Origin of the sequence: Salmonella sp. SAL04214 (assembly GCF_046550615.1) — a bacterium.
Classification (GTDB): domain Bacteria; phylum Pseudomonadota; class Gammaproteobacteria; order Enterobacterales; family Enterobacteriaceae; genus Salmonella; species Salmonella enterica.
On the sequence record NZ_JBGDXT010000009.1, the window covers coordinates 119557 to 135306 of the forward strand.

The window sequence follows — 15750 nt, forward strand, 5'->3', positions numbered from 1 at the left end:
CGAATTATTTAGAGGACACGTGCTGCAACCAGCGTCTTTCCGCCCGACGGAACAGGCTTATCAGGACATACGAAATGAGTAAATACAACACGGCGGCAATGCCAAACGCGGTAAACGGCTGGTAAGTCGCTGAGTTAATATCGCGGGCGATTTTCAACAAATCCGGCACCGTCGCGGTAAACGCCAGCGCCGTAGAGTGCAGCATTAAAATCACTTCGTTGCTGTAGGCAGGCAAGGCGATGCGTAATGCCGACGGCAAAATAATGCAGCGATACATTTTAAATGACGAGAAGCCATAGGCCCGTGCCGCTTCAATTTCACCGTGCGGCACCGAACGAATCGCCCCCGCGAAAATCTCCGTGGTATACGCGCAGGTATTCAGCGTCAGCGCCAGTACGGTACAGTTCAGTCCGCTGCGGAAAAACGCGTTAAGAAGATCGGTGCCTTTGACTATCTCCAGCGTATACATCCCCGAATAGAACACCAGTAGCTGTACGTACAGCGGCGTGCCGCGAAAAATATACGTAAACAGCCAGATGGGAAAACGGATGAATTTATTACTGGAAACGCGACCCACCGCCAGAATCACTGCCAGAAGACCGCCCATCACCACCGACGAAATTAACAACCACAGCGTAATCGCCACGCCGGTAAAACGATAGCCATCCGTCCACAGCAGGGATTTCCAGTACTCCTGAATGATCTCAATCACAAATCGGCCCTCTTCACGCCCACGGAATAGCGACGCTCAAGTAAGAGCAGCACACCATTGGAAACGGTGGTGAATACCAGGTAGATAAGTCCACAGACCACAGCAAAATAGAAAGGCTCCCAGGTGCTTTTACCGGCAAGCTGCGTGGCTTTGACGACATCTTCCAGGCCCAGCAGCGACACCAGCGCCGTCGCTTTGAGTATCACCTGCCAGTTATTGCCGATCCCCGGCAGGGCGTAACGCATCATCGCCGGGAACATAATCCGCCGGAAGGTTTGCCCGTGGGTAAAACCAAAAGCCGTCGCCGCCTCGATATGGCCTTTCGGCACCGCCATAAACGCGCCGCGAAAGGTTTCGGTAAAATAGGCGCCGTAAATGAAACCAAGGGTGATAATACCGGCCACCATTGGATCAATATCTATCTGGTCGATACCCAGCGAATCGGTCACCACGTTAAGCGCGATTTGCAATCCGTAAAATATCAGCAGCATTAAGACCAGATCCGGCACCCCGCGAATCAGGGTGGTGTATCCTTCAAAAATAAGCCCCGTTACCCGGTTTTGCGAAAGCTTCGCCCCCGCGCCGACAAGACCGATAAGCACGGCCAGCACCACGGAACTGAGCGCCAGTTCCAGCGTGACGATCGCGCCCTGTAAAATTACGCCTGAAAACCCGTACAACATGCAGCCTGTCCTGTTGTGTGTGGTGAAGTAAGAAGCCTCTTTTGCATTTTTGCCTCACATCACGCCGGATGGCGGCTGTGCCTTGCCCGACCTACGATGCTCCCCGTAGGCCTGACATGCACAGCGCCATCAGGCAATGCAGACAGTCAACATTCTTTGGGCTTTATCTGCACCGACGGTGATTAACCGCCATAAACATCAAAATCAAAGTACTTTTTCGCCAGCTTTTCGTAAGTACCGTCAGCACGCATTTCAGCAAAGGCTTTGTTCAGCGCTTCGCGCAGCTCGTTATCCTCTTTGCGCAGCCCCATACCGGTTCCTACGCCGAATAACTTCTCATCTTTCACCGCCGGGCCGCCGAATTTATAGTCTTTTCCGACGGGCTGTTTAAGGAAACCTTCGCTGGCCGCGACCTCGTCCTGGAACGCTGCATCAATACGGCCAGCCGTCAGATCGGAATAAATGTTGTCCTGCCCCTGGTAAGAGACGATCTCAATCCCTTTCGGCGCCCAATGCTCATTGCCGAAGGTCTCCTGCGTCGTCCCCTGTAGCACGCCGACGCGCTTGCCTTTCAGCGACGCGACAGTCGGCTGAATATCAGAGTTCTTCGCCACCACCAGACGGGAATCAGCGGCGTAAAGCTTGTCGGTAAACGCGATTTCCTGCTGGCGCTTTTCAGTGATGGACAGCGAGGACATGATGGCATCAATTTTCTTCGCTTTTAAAGACGGAATCAGCGCATCCAGCGGGTTTTCCACGAACGTACACTGTGTGTTGATACGTTTGCACAGCTCTTTGGCCAGATCGATATCAAAGCCGACCAATTCACCTTGTGCATTTTTGGATTCAAACGGTGCGTATGTAGGATCGGTACCGATACGAATCTTTTGTGGAATAGCGGCAAATGCTGCGGTAGCGCTGGAAAATGCCAGCACCAGAGAAAGGGATAACGCCAGTTTTTTCATAACTATCCTCAACAGACTGTCTTTCCAGGAGATCTTTACAGATCCGATGCGACTATCGTGCCATTAATCAGGCCGACAAGGCAAAGCATTCTACCTTGTCAGCCGGTTTATTTTGCATAAAAATCGATTAAGTATGCATTTATGCGCCTGTTCCGCAACGGCTTATGCACCAAAAAGGTGCAAAACATCTATTTTGCACCGTGATAGTTCCCCAGCGCGGCGCGTTATCCCCTTCCCTCAATCGCCGTAAACATTAAAATCGAAGTACTTTTTGGCCATTTTGTCGTAAGTTCCGTCCTGGCGCAGTTCGGTCAGCGCTTTATCAAACGCGGCTTTTAGCTCGGTATCGTCTTTACGCAGCCCAACCCCCGTCCCGTCGCCAAAATATTTTTTATCCTTCACGGAAGGACCGGCAAACGCATACTCTTTGCCCGCTGGCTGCTTCAGGAAACCTTCGCTGGCGGCGACTTCATCCTGCAATGCGGCATCCAGACGACCGGCGGTTAAATCGGAATAGATAAGATCCTGGTTGGCATAAGCCACCACATCCACACCTTTAGTGCGCCAGTTATCATTGGCGTAAGCCTCTTGCGTGGACCCTTGCAGCACGCCGACATGCTTGCCTTTCAGCGATTCCAGCGTCGGCTGAATGGGAGACCCTTTTGCCGCAATCAGGCGTGAATCCGCCGCGTAAAGTTTGTCGGAAAACGCAATTTCTTGCTGGCGTTTATCAGTGATAGAGAGCGATGAAATAATGGCATCAATTTTTTTCGCTTTTAGTGAGGGAATAAGCGCATCAAAGTCGCTGGCGACCCAGGTACATTTCACCTGCATACGCTTACACATTTCATTACCGAGATCGATATCAAAGCCAATAAACTCGCCTTTGGCATCTTTTGATGAGAAAGGCGCGTAGGTGGTATCTGTTCCAATACGAACCGTTTGCGGGAGCGCGGCGTAACTGGCCGCCGTCGCGCCCAGACCTATCAGCAAAGACAAAGCGAGAACGGTCTTCTTCATACATACCCCTCAAGTGGCGTCATTTTCTTATGTTTTACGTGGTGTTGTGTGTTTGCAGACTTTTTCATGCAGGTCTTATGCCATTTTCACGTCAGCAAAACGATTCGACGTTAAATTTGTTAATAAAACGTTGCAATATTGTCCTGATGTTGAAGATAGCAGGTATGACGGTTGAACCGCAGCGTTTCGGCGGCTTTTAACGAATTAAATGTTGAGGATATGATCGCGGTTACAAAATTGCCCTGAAACAGGGCAACAGGGACAATAATGCACGCTAAACAGACAACGCTATGCGCCCTGCCAGCGAACAAAAAGATCGTGCGGAAGGGGGATATCAAACTGATCCAAAACTCGGTTAACCGTTTGATTTATAACATCATCTAACGTCTGAGGGAGATGATAAAAAGCCGGAACCGGCGGCATAATCACCGCGCCTATCTCAGCGGCCTGGGTCATTAAACGCAAATGCCCGATATGCAGCGGCGTTTCGCGCACACACAGCACCAGAGGTCGCCGCTCTTTTAATATCACATCCGCCGCGCGGGTAAGCAGTCCGTCAGTATAACTGTGGACAATCCCCGACAGCGTTTTAATCGAACAGGGCAAGATAACCATTCCCGCCGTCGGGTATGAGCCCGAGGAAATGCTGGCGGCAATGTCGCGCGCATCGTGCGTCACATCGGCCAGCGCCTGCACCTCGCGCAGCGAAAAATGGGTCTCCAGCGCCAGCGTTTGCCGGGCCGCCTGACTCATCACCAGATGCGTTTCCACGCTATCGACATCGCGCAAAATTTGTAATAAGCGCACGCCATAAATCGCTCCGCTGGCGCCGCTAATTCCTACAATAAGTCGTTTCATGTTCTCTTACCGTTTACGAGCGCCGTTCATCCCACTGTGTTACGTAATCGGCTCAAAGTGGGTCTGAAGAGATACCATGACAAAAGAATCCCTATCATAAAAGCCAGCTCAACCAACATTATCACTACCCCTTGCTCACTAAACCAGGTGCCGACCATAATGGCAAAATTGGTGATAATGACAAATCGGGCCGTCCAGGGGAAAAGCGGCGATCGATAGCGTAGCAAATCGCTGGCGTACGTTCCATTACGCACCGATTGTCGGAAGCGATACTGGCACCATCCGATGGTTATCCATGCCAGGCAACCCACCTGCCCGGTACTGGCGATCAGATATAAATAAAATTGCTGTGCGGGAATATAGCGGGTCAGCAACGACACCAACGCCAACAAGGCCGTGATTAAAATAGCATACACCGGCACGCCGCCGCCGTTCGTTTTACCAAAGCAGGCTGGCGCAAAGCGATCGCCCGCCATAGACCACAGCATACGCGAACTGGCGTAAATGGCCGAGTTAGCGGCAGAAACCGCGGCGGAAAAGATCACCAGCGTCATCAGCGTATCCGCCCCCGGAATGCCCGCGTGGGAGAATACCCATACAAAGGGACTTTGTCCATTTGGCGTCAGTTCATGCGGATAGACCAGCGCCAGCACCGCAATCGCCAGGCCGTAAAACAAAATGATTCTGAGACCGATCCCCAGGATCACTTTCGGTAAAATAATGTGCGGCGATTCGGTCTCCCCTGCCGCATTTCCTACCAATTCCACCCCCTGGAAGGAGTAAATCACGATCGTCATACAGACCACAATTTGCTCCCAACCGTGGGGAAACCACATTCCGTCTATTTTTAACGTCGGGTGCCAGTCACTATGGCCCATTAGCGAGTAGATCATGACCCCGCCCGCGCAGATAAACAGCACGATCGCGAAGACCTTAATGGCCGAAAGCCAGTATTCGCATTCGCCAAAACTTTTTGCGGAGGTGAGATTGATAGCCGTCAGGATGAGCAGAATCGCCAGGCAGAACATATATACCGGAACCGCGGGGAAAAACTGGTGAGCAATAAACCCTGCGGCAGTGAGGTCGGCTGCCAGGGAAAAGACCCAGCTAAACCAGTAAAGCCAGCCAATGGTATAGCTCCAGCAAGGTGACGGCATAAACATCAGCGCGTAATGTTGAAATGAACCGGAGTGAGGAAAAGCGCATGATAATTCGCCAAGACACATCATCGTCGCCAGCATAATGGTTCCGGCAAACAGATAGGCCAGTAAGGTTCCCGCCGGCCCGACGCTGCTTAACGGTTCGGCAATGCCGATAAATAAGCCGGTGCCAATCGTGCCGCCCAGCGACATCATCAGCAGGTGCCGCTTCTTCAGGTTACGCCGCAGACCGCCTTCAGGCTCTGCTGGCGGAGATTGTTGCAGGGTATCCATCGTTACTCCCTGTCTTTCGTGAGGTCAAAGATGCCGCCGCGACATAGCCGCGGCGGTTATGCGTTAACGCGTAAACCTCCAGGCGACGCCTTTGGTCTGGCAGGCCATTAATAGGCCCGTATAATCCAGCTCAAAGCGAACCACATCGCCTACTTTTAGCGACTGACGACAATCTTCAATATCCACCAGCGTATGATCGCTGGTTTGCCCTAAGATAGTGATAGCGTCGTCGCATGGCACACAGTTATCCGACGGCACATCCTGACGACCAAACGCCAGCAATGCGCGTCGGCGTATGCCACGATCGACAAAGGTTTTACTTTGCAAAAAGGCATCGACGCCCAGCTCCCCAACCGGGACGGTCGGTTTACTGTTCAGTTCGATGATTTCCGCTTCCAGGATATACATATCGGAACAGGCTTTATCGACCGGTTTTGCGGAGTGGTGAAATTCATTCAGGTATTTCATGTCCACATATTCAATGCCGAATTCATGCAGTCCGCCGATGCGCAGATGATTCAGTCCCTGCGGCCAGATACCTTTATCCAGCAGGTGATAGCTGGTGCAGTTTCCCGCAGAAAGCCGCCGGACAGGAATACCGCTGTCGGCTTCCAGCCGGGCGGCCAGCGCCAGAAAATCCTCGCCATTTTTTACCGTTGGCAACACGGTGCCGTAACAATTAAAGTTGGTGCCCAGTCCATATAATTCCAGACCGGGCAGACCAGTAATCAGAGTCACGGTCTCAAGAATGCGTTGATATTCACCAAACCAGATACCCTCGCGTAAATCGCCCATATCCACCATCAGTAATACCTGATGCGTTTTCCCCTGGCGTTGGGCTTCTTGCGATAATGCCCGTAATACCACCGGCTCGCTATTTAAACTAATATCCGCGTAGCGCACCACATCTTCGATTTCACTCAGACACGGGCTGCGTAACAGGCAGGTCGTACATCCTGTCTCGCGTATTTTTTTCAAATTATAGGTTCGTGATTCAGCAATAACGGTAATTCCGCCGTTGAACACCGCCTGCGCGGTTTCCACGCAGCCGTCAAAAACTTTATTGACAGCCATCACGTCAATACCGCTGCTTGCCAGCAGAGCTTTTTCCGTGCGGGCGTTTTCTTCCAGCTTGCGTAGATTTATTTCCAGAACTGGCATATACATTTTATTTTCCTCCCGCCATGCTTAAACGGGCATTACGTTTCTGCGCCCGATGGTAAATGTACTCCGCGACGACAACCGCCAGCACGGCTCCGCCAATAATTTTCCCGGCGTACTGGAAATATCCGCCCATATCAATTTGAGAAGGCGGAATAAATAACAGCGCAACGGCAAAGGCGATAGAAAGAAAGCCCAGCGTGGGTAAAATAGCCGGTAAAACCTTGCCCGGAATTTTAAAACTTCTTGGCGTATCCGGCTGAGTCTTACGTAAACGCCAGAACGCCGGGAACATCACCAGGTAAGGAATAAAATAGGTGATGGTCGTTAGCGCCGTTAACATCCAGTAAGCCGCCGCAACGCTTGGCGAAATAAAAGTCGAAAAACACAGGACCGTGACAATAATCGCCTGTACAGTCAAGGCAAAGGCGGGCGTTTTCCACACCGGATGTAATTTGCCGATTCGGTCCCCCAGCAGATTATCTTCACGCGAGGCTTCCTGGAGCATATAAATCGGCCCCACCAGCCAGGAGTTAATCTGCCCGAGAGCGCCAAAAAACATACAGATGGCCATAACAGGAATTAACCACGGCATATGCAGCGTATCCGCAGCAGCATGCATAGCCTGCATGACGCCTGCCACAATGTCGGTTTTCCCGGCGGGTAAAAGCGTATTTAGCGCCCAGGTGCCGACCATATAGATCCCGACGATAACGGCGGCGGAGACGGCCATCGCTCGCGGAAAATCACGCTGTGGATTACGGGTACGCCCAGCAATCATCGGGGCGACCTCCAGTCCGGCAAACGCAAACATCATGCTGGATAAGAAAACGATCGTATCCCAGTGCCCGAGATCCGGAATCCAGTTTTTCGCTGTAGTGTAGTCCGTCTGCATCTGGTGTCCGGTACATAGCCATACCACCGCCAGCAAAATGAGGATGGCGGAGGGAATAAATACGCCGCACCAGGCGCTGATGCTATTAATAATTTTTGTCCATTCCATCCCGCGGATATTCATCAGCGTTAATAGCCAGAAAATTACCGCGGAACCAATACCGATAAATGCTTTATTTTCCGCTAGGCCGCCGCCGATCATATAGCCCAACGCGGTAAAGCCGAATTGCAGCATTAATGGGAAAAACAGTACGCAGGAAAAGAGAAAACAAACCACAACAATCCATGCAATACGTTTACCAAATGCCTCTTTAATCCAGACAAATATCCCGCCATCTTTCGGCCAGCCGGTTGACAGCTCGCCGCATACCATCGCTAAAGGAAAAAACAAACAGAATGCGGCGATCACCCATAACAACATGGCCGATGCCCCGTAAGGCGCCACGTTAGGGATTTGCCGCAAACTCAGAATAGCGATGACATTCATAAAGACAATGTCTTTGATGCCAAGTAAGCCAGAATTCGTGTTACTCATGGCCATCTCCTGTTATGCATTCAGGCATCACTGCCCTCTTCTTATCATCTGACGACGGGCTTCAGCATGAAACTGAAGCCCAAAACAGTATTAATAAATGTCGTACTTGACCATATCTTCGTAACTGTCTTCCCGACGAATCAGACGCGTCTCACCATTTTTATCGATCATCACCACGCCCGTGCGCGGACGGTTGTTATAAACGGTTTGACTTTCAATGGTGTATGCCCCGGCGTCAAGAAACGCGACAATATCGCCAACATGAGTCTCCTTCGGCAGTAAAAACTCTTCACCTTTCACTCCCATGTGGAAATAATCTCCGCCATCACACAGCGGCCCGGCTAATTTTATCCAGGCGTCGTGCGCTGCCGTCATGCGAGAGGCGTTATAGACATAAAAGAACCAGTCAAAATGCTGGCTGTCAGAGAGTACGCTGTAACCAGCGTCGACAAATTTCCATTCAACGTGGCATTCCACATTGCCGTTAAGATCGTAATTTGTTTTACGTTTTTCGCAGGAGACTTCCGTCAGTAAAACCGCCGCCGACCCGGTCACTTTACGCCCCGGTTCAATACATATTTCCACATCGGTACGCCATTTATGCACTTCGCGAATGACCGCATCGGCAAAATCCTGGGCGGTAATACCGGCATACATATTATCTTTTAACGGGTCGCCATTCTCGTCGTCATATTTATAGGGAACCGGAATTCCGCCGCCCACGTTGATCAAATCAAATTTAATACCGAGCACCTCTTCCAGGCGACGGGATTCATCCACCAGCACTTTAGTCGCTTTTGCGAAAGGCTCTGACTCCGGCACCTGATCGCCCACATGCATATGCAAGCCGCGCAAATGCACATAAGGCATCGCCAGAATGCGGCGGCAGGTTTCTTCCGCCTGTTCCAGGTCGAGACCCGACTTCGCATGGAAAGCGGTAACCAGTTCCGCATGCGTCGCCGAGGGAACATTCGGCTCTACGCGGACGCAAACATTGGCGACTTTCTTCAGCTTGCGAGAGATGGCATCAATATGTTCCAGCTCATACAGGCTATCAACATTAATAAGATACAGATCGTTGGCGATGGCATATTCCAGATCGGCAGGCTTTTTCACCACGCCGTTGAAGACGATCTGATCGCCGCGAAAGCCTATCTCCAGACACTTGCGAACCTCATATTGTGAGTTTGCCTCCGCGCAAATTCCGGCGTCACGAATGGCTTTCAACACCCCCATGACCGAGCAGGTTTTTGACGCAAAGAAGGTTTTGGTATTTTTATGCGCCGCAAATGCCTGCTGGATTTCATGAATGTTACGAATAATCTCCGGCTCAGAAAACACATAGAACGGCGTGGGGTACTGGCGCGCCAGAGCGTCCAGATCGACCCCTTCAAAACACAAATGACCGTCTTTGTGCTGGAAACGGCGATCGCCGTTGATTACCTGCTCACGTAGCTGGTTGTAATTCTGCATAATCGAGTCAGTCATAACGCCCTCTGCTTAATGTTTATGGTAAAAATCCGCATTCTTTACAGGGATAAGGCAAAAGGCATGCCACTATTTTTTATAAAAATAATCAATTAGTTATAAAAACAAGCTATTTCTCATTTTCGTCATTGAGTTTGTTATTCATCACAACGACGAAAATTCGTCACTTTTATAATGACAACATGAATAATAGATATGAGGAATGCATGTATGGCATCCACCAATCAGGAACTGGCCTCGGCGCTCAGGATGTTTTCCCGCTTTTTCGATTTGATTCATCAGCCGTTGGCCGTCATTAATGAGCGTGGTGAATACGTTTACTACAATCAGGAAAGCGCGGATCTGGACGGCTACAGCATTGAACGGGCAATGGGAAAACATATGCTGGATGTCTATCCGGGCATGAAAGAGACGCAAAGTACGATGCTTTCATCGTTAAAAAAAGGCGTGGAATACATTGGCCATTATCAAATTTATTACAATGCGCGAGGCCAGGCCGTTGACTATCAGCACACCACCGCGCCGCTCTATGCAAGCGATGGCGGCATGGTCGGCGTTATCGAAATCGGCAGGAATATGTCCGGCGTCAGGCGGCTCCAGGAGCAGGTGGTAGAACTGAACCAACTGCTGTATGCCGATCACCATGAGAAGCACCATGCCATTATTACCGAAAACCCGGAAATGCTCAGTAATATCGCCAAAGCCAAACGGCTGGCCGCCAGTAATATTCCGGTGACGATTGTCGGGGAGACGGGTACGGGTAAGGAGCTATTTTCCCGCCTGATACATCAATGCAGCAAGCGGGCGAATAAACCCTTCATCGCCCTGAACTGCGGCGCTCTACCGCCTACGCTTATCGAAAGTACGCTTTTCGGCACCGTGCGCGGCGCCTATACCGGCGCGGAAAATAGCCAGGGCTATCTGGAGTTGGCAAACGGGGGAACGCTCTTTCTTGATGAGCTGAACGCCATGCCGATAGAAATGCAAAGTAAGCTGCTGCGATTCTTGCAGGATAAAACCTTCTGGCGGCTCGGCGGACAACAGCAACTCCACTCTGATGTCAGGATCGTTGCCGCCATGAACGAAGCGCCCGTCAAATTAATTCAACAAGAACGCCTGCGGGCGGATCTTTTTTATCGGTTGAGCGTCGGAATGTTGACGTTACCGCCGCTGCGCGCCCGCCCGGAAGATATTCCCTTACTGGCGAATTATTTTATTGATAAATACCGTAATGATGTGCCGCAGGACATTCACGGACTAAGCGAGACGGCGCGTGCTGATCTGCTCAATCACGCCTGGCCGGGTAATGTCAGGATGCTGGAAAACGCGATTGTACGCAGCATGATCATGCAGGAAAAAGACGGGCTGCTGAAACACATCATTTTTGAACAGGACGAGTTAAATTTAGGCGTACCGGAAACCGCGCCGGAAAATCCCCTTCCCTCATCACCCGATCCGCAGTATGAAGGGTCGCTGGAGGTACGGGTTGCTAACTACGAAAGGCATTTAATAGAAACCGCGCTGGATACGCATCAGGGGAATATTGCCGCCGCGGCCCGCAGCCTTAACGTATCGCGCACCACGTTACAGTACAAAGTACAAAAATACGCTATTCGCTTCGGCGTGGTGCGTAATTGACATCGGCCAGCGGCATCGCGCCGCTGGCAAAGCCATTAGCCTTCGTTATGCATTTCCAGGTTTTCCATTTCGTTCTGGAACAGCACCGCTTTGGCGTCGTCATTACGTAATGAATCCAGGAAGTCGAGGTATTGCTGGTCTACGTCTTTGGTGACATATACCCCGTTAAATACCGAACATTCAAACTGCTGGATATCCGGATTTTCCGCGCGTACGGCTTCGATCAGATCGTTCAGATCCTGGAAGATAAGCCCGTCTGCGCCGATGATCTGACGAATTTCATCCACCTCGCGACCATGCGCGATCAGCTCATTGGCGGTCGGCATATCAATGCCATAGACGTTGGGGAAACGAATTTCCGGCGCGGCGGACGCCAGATAAACCTTCTTCGCGCCGGCTTCCCTGGCCATCTCGATGATCTGCTCTGATGTGGTGCCACGCACGATGGAATCATCCACCAGCAGGACGTTCTTATCGCGGAATTCCGCGCGATTAGCATTGAGCTTACGGCGCACGGATTTACGGCGTAGCTGTTGGCCCGGCATGATAAAGGTACGTCCCACGTAACGATTTTTGACAAATCCCTGGCGGTATGGCTTGCCGAGAATACGGGCAATTTCCAGGGCGATATCGCAGGAGGTTTCCGGGATAGGGATCACGACGTCGATGTCCAGATCTTCCCATTCACGAGCGATTTTTTCGCCAAGTTTGGTGCCCATATTCACACGAGCGCTGTAGACGGAGATTTTGTCGATAAAGGAGTCCGGGCGAGCAAAATAAACGTACTCGAACAGACAGGGGTTACTGACCGGATTATCCGCGCACTGGCGCGTGAACAGTTGCCCCTTTTCGGTAATATAGATAGCTTCGCCTGGCGCAACATCGCGCAGGAATTCAAAGCCCAGCGTATCCAGCGCCACGCTTTCAGAAGCGACCATATACTCCGTACGACCATCGCCAACGTCACGCTTGCCCAGCACTAACGGGCGAATGCCGTGCGGATCGCGAAAAGCCACCATGCCGTGGCCGATAATCATCGCTACGCAGGCATAGGCGCCGCGGATTTGACGGTTAGTCGCGGCAATCGCGGCAAAAATATTGTCGGCTTCCAGCGGATAGTGACGGAAGTTGTCGAGCTCGCTGGCGAAAATATTGAGCAGGATTTCGGAATCGGAGGTGGTGTTGATATGACGGCGCTTTTCTTCAAACAGCTTTTTGCGTAGCTCATGCGCGTTAGTCAGGTTGCCATTATGGGCCAACGTGATGCCATACGGCGAGTTAACGTAAAAAGGTTGCGCTTCCGAAGCGCTGGAGCTGCCTGCGGTAGGGTAGCGTACATGGCCAATCCCCATGTTGCCCTGCAAACGCTGCATGTGGCGAGCTTCAAAAATATCGTTCACCAGCCCGTTTGCCTTACGCAAGCGGAAGCAGTTATTCGCATCAATGGTGATGATACCGGCAGCATCCTGACCACGATGCTGGAGCACTGTTAACGCGTCATAAATCGACTGGTTGACCGGCATAACACCGGCGATACCGACAATACCGCACATACGTCATTTTCCTCGTTAAGCCACATCTCAGAACCTGTTACGTCCTGGGCAAGAAACTCGACGAGCTTTGCAGATAGTCAAAGAACCATCTGATGATGAAGCTGAACTGCGGGATGAGCTGCGATTTGCTCCAGTCTTCGCTTTTCGACAAGCCGGTAAAGGTATCAAGGAAGAACAGAATGGCGGCGACAATCAGCGCGCCTCGCAGTGCGCCGAAACAGATCCCCAACACCCGGTCAGTTCCCGACAGGCCGGTCTTTTCTACTAGCTGACCTATCACAAAATTCACGATAGCGCCGACGATAAGCGTCGCGATAAACAGTACCGCGATAGCAATCCCATTACGAACCAGTTCGTCTTCAAAGCCCGTAAACCAGACAGACAGGTAAGTGTAGTAGTGACTGGCGACAAAGAAAGCACAACCCCACGTCACCAGCGATAACGCTTCACGAACAAAGCCGCGGATCAGGCTAACCAGACAGGAAAAAGCAATCACCGCGATAATGGCGTAATCAATCCAGACCATAGATGTCCCACGATTTTACGCCCTGTCGTCCTGTTCGGGGCGCATTCTAACAGAAAAAGAAAACGTTTGCGTAGGGATTTCCTTCCCACGCGTAAATAAAAATGGCGCTGAAAAAATATTCAACGCCATCACACTTTTTATCTCTTCGGGCACGACCAGAAGAGCTGCCATCGGCCTGATAAGCTCAGGATACCAGGTTTATTCCTTCTGCCGGATGACGGCGTAAACGCCTTATCCAGCCTACAGAACTTCGGCTATTACCAGGTGAACACCGTAGGCCTTAACGCTGCGCGCTCAGGCAAAACGCGCCTTAGTTCGGGCTATATCCCATCACCACGCCGCTTAACCCGGAAATCTGCTTGAGCTCGCCAAGCGATCCTTTCATCTTATCTTTCGACGCATCCGGCCCGACGAGAATACGGGTTATTTTACCCTGTACCGGCGTTGAGGGGGAAGTATAAACCCGGAACCCGGCGGAACGAAGCTTGCCGACTATCTCGTTGACTTTATCCGCGTTTTTCAGCGCGCCCAACTGTACGACATAAGCTTTGCCGGTCGGCGCAGGTTTATCGTCGGCGGCCGGTTTCGGCGCGGGCGTCGGCGTGGAAGCGACGACAACCGGCTGTTGCGGTTTAGGCTGCGGCTTCGGTTTTTCAACCGGCTTCGGTTTAGGCGTCTCCGCCGGTATCGGATCAAGCTCGACATTGTTAGACGCCATGCGCGACGGGTCCAGCGATGGCGCTGCCGCATCTCCCGCCCGCACCTCTTCAGCCGCCCCTTCCGGCGGCTGTGTCGGTAGCGCCTGCGTTGCGGCAGGCATCATATCCGGCTCATCGCGGTCGCCAGGCTTCGGTACCAGTGGAATCGCAGCAAATTCATCCTGATAATGCTTTTTCTGTCCGTCCAGCAGACCGGGAAGCACAATAACCCCCAGCGCGACTAACACAATCGTGCCGACTAAACGATTCTGAAACTTACTCGCCACCGATTCTCCCCGCGTCTATCACTTCCATAACATGTGCGACGGTGTGGAACGATCCGCACACCAGCACGGTATCTTCTGGCTGCGCCGCGTCGATAGCGGCCTGCCATGCCTGCGCGACGCTATCATAGACATTCCCTTTCCCCAGATGTTCCAGAAGTTGTTCCGCCGTCGCGCCGCGCGGCCCCTCTAACGGAGCACAATACCAGTCGTCAACCACGCTTTTCAACCAGGCTAACGTGCCGGCGATATCTTTATCATGCAGCATACCAATCACCGCAAGCACGCGCCCGCGTTTCGGCAACATTTTCAGACGACCCGTCAGGTATTCCGCCGCGTGGGGATTATGGGCGACATCAAAGATAACGCGCGGCGACTCACTCACGATTTGAAAACGTCCCGGCAAGGTAGCCTGCGCAATACCGTCGCGAATCGCCTGCTCGTCAATGTTCAACCTGCTGGCGCGCAGCGCGGCCAGGGCGGTGGCGGCATTCGGCTGGGGAACCTGCGGCAACGGCAGTCCGGCAAGCGTACCGTCGCCATCGGTAAACGCCCAGTGGGTCGCTGTCACCTCATAACGCCAGTCAACGCCGCGACGCCGCAACAGCGCGCCGGTCTCCTGCGCGACATCCGCGATGGTTGCCGGCATTTCCGGTTCGCCGACAATAGCGGGTTTTTCCGCGCGAAAAATCCCGGCCTTCTCGCGGCCGATACTTTCGCGATCCGGCCCCAGCCAGTCAGTATGGTCAAGCGCGATGCTGGTAATTACCGCTACATCGGCATCCACAATGTTCGTGGCGTCCAGGCGCCCGCCCAACCCGACCTCCAGAATCACCACGTCAAGGTTAGCCTGTTTAAACAGCCACAATGCCGACAACGTGCCATATTCAAAATAGGTCAATGAAATATCGCCGCGCGCCGCTTCTATTTCCGCAAAGGACGCGGTATGCGCGGATTCCGCTAATTCTTTCCCCTGCACGCGCACGCGCTCGGTGTAACGTACCAGATGAGGCGAACTATAGACGCCCACACGGTATCCCGCCGCGATTAACACCGACTCCAGCGTTCGACAGGTCGTACCTTTACCGTTGGTTCCCGCCACGGTAAAAACGAACGGCGCAGGCTTGAGGATGTCCAGACGCGCTGCCACCTGGCTTACGCGCTCAAGGCCTAAATCGATACTCTTGCTGTGCAGGTTTTCCAGATAAGAAAGCCACGAGGCCAGGGGCGACGCAGCTTGAGGTATAGATTTGTTTTTCATTGATTCCGCTGCTTCTTTACGGTGAAAAGCAAAAGGGCAGA

General features: G+C 52.2%; 14 protein-coding genes. 1 reads left to right on the top strand and 13 read right to left on the bottom strand.

The genetic code is table 11. The features are described from left to right. Positions 1–4: 4 nt before the first annotated feature. The 9 genes from hisM to ACLJQD_RS15990 form a co-directional block, all read right to left on the bottom strand. A complete protein-coding gene (gene hisM, locus ACLJQD_RS15950) occupies positions 5–712 on the bottom strand; it encodes a histidine ABC transporter permease HisM (RefSeq protein WP_000569771.1) in 708 nt (235 codons plus the stop codon). Continuing rightward, positions 709–1395, bottom strand: coding sequence for a histidine ABC transporter permease HisQ (locus tag ACLJQD_RS15955; RefSeq protein ID WP_000965498.1), 687 nt, complete (start codon positions 1393–1395; stop codon positions 709–711). Before ACLJQD_RS15955 ends, hisM begins: the two co-directional genes overlap by 4 nt. A gap of 182 nt (positions 1396–1577) precedes the next feature. After that, positions 1578–2360 (bottom strand): histidine ABC transporter substrate-binding protein HisJ, encoded by a 783-nt coding sequence (gene hisJ / locus ACLJQD_RS15960; RefSeq protein WP_000731868.1) that lies wholly within the window; start codon positions 2358–2360, stop codon positions 1578–1580. A gap of 237 nt (positions 2361–2597) precedes the next feature. Beyond that, positions 2598–3380, bottom strand: a complete 783-nt coding sequence (gene argT, locus ACLJQD_RS15965; protein ID WP_000754423.1) for a lysine/arginine/ornithine ABC transporter substrate-binding protein ArgT — start codon at positions 3378–3380, stop codon at positions 2598–2600. 288 nt (positions 3381–3668) lie between these two features. Further along, positions 3669–4238: a UbiX family flavin prenyltransferase gene (locus tag ACLJQD_RS15970; protein WP_000825682.1), complete on the bottom strand. Its 570-nt coding sequence runs from the start codon at positions 4236–4238 to the stop codon at positions 3669–3671. Between the two features lie 26 nt (positions 4239–4264). Beyond that, complete coding sequence (locus tag ACLJQD_RS15975) at positions 4265–5671, bottom strand: amino acid permease (RefSeq protein WP_000380353.1); 1407 nt, start codon at positions 5669–5671, stop codon at positions 4265–4267. Between the two features lie 63 nt (positions 5672–5734). Continuing rightward, positions 5735–6838 carry an alanine/ornithine racemase family PLP-dependent enzyme gene (locus ACLJQD_RS15980; protein WP_000281907.1) on the bottom strand — a complete coding sequence of 368 codons (1104 nt, stop codon included), beginning with the start codon at positions 6836–6838 and terminating at the stop codon, positions 5735–5737. Between the two features lies 1 nt (position 6839). Further along, positions 6840–8261 (bottom strand): APC family permease, encoded by a 1422-nt coding sequence (locus tag ACLJQD_RS15985; protein ID WP_017441455.1) that lies wholly within the window; start codon positions 8259–8261, stop codon positions 6840–6842. Between the two features lie 90 nt (positions 8262–8351). After that, positions 8352–9749 (bottom strand): diaminopimelate decarboxylase family protein, encoded by a 1398-nt coding sequence (locus ACLJQD_RS15990; protein WP_000132306.1) that lies wholly within the window; start codon positions 9747–9749, stop codon positions 8352–8354. A gap of 210 nt (positions 9750–9959) precedes the next feature. On the opposite strand from ACLJQD_RS15990, the gene ACLJQD_RS15995 reads away from it, so the two are divergent. Beyond that, positions 9960–11387, top strand: a complete 1428-nt coding sequence (locus ACLJQD_RS15995) for a sigma-54 interaction domain-containing protein (protein WP_000168925.1) — start codon at positions 9960–9962, stop codon at positions 11385–11387. Between the two features lie 35 nt (positions 11388–11422). Here the strand turns inward: ACLJQD_RS15995 and purF are convergent, their stop codons facing one another. The 4 genes from purF to folC all read right to left on the bottom strand — a co-directional run bounded on the left by purF (position 11423) and on the right by folC (position 15709). After that, on the bottom strand, positions 11423–12940 hold the full coding sequence (purF, locus tag ACLJQD_RS16000) for an amidophosphoribosyltransferase (RefSeq protein ID WP_000334205.1): 1518 nt from the start codon (positions 12938–12940) through the stop codon (positions 11423–11425). A gap of 37 nt (positions 12941–12977) precedes the next feature. Further along, a complete protein-coding gene (cvpA, locus tag ACLJQD_RS16005) occupies positions 12978–13466 on the bottom strand; it encodes a colicin V production protein (RefSeq protein ID WP_000262102.1) in 489 nt (162 codons plus the stop codon). A 310-nt stretch (positions 13467–13776) separates the two neighbouring features. Continuing rightward, on the bottom strand, positions 13777–14451 hold the full coding sequence (gene dedD / locus ACLJQD_RS16010; protein ID WP_000157032.1) for a cell division protein DedD: 675 nt from the start codon (positions 14449–14451) through the stop codon (positions 13777–13779). Then, on the bottom strand, positions 14441–15709 hold the full coding sequence (folC, locus tag ACLJQD_RS16015) for a bifunctional tetrahydrofolate synthase/dihydrofolate synthase (RefSeq protein WP_000792275.1): 1269 nt from the start codon (positions 15707–15709) through the stop codon (positions 14441–14443). The genes dedD and folC overlap by 11 nt, the downstream gene beginning before the upstream one ends. Positions 15710–15750: the final 41 nt, after the last annotated feature.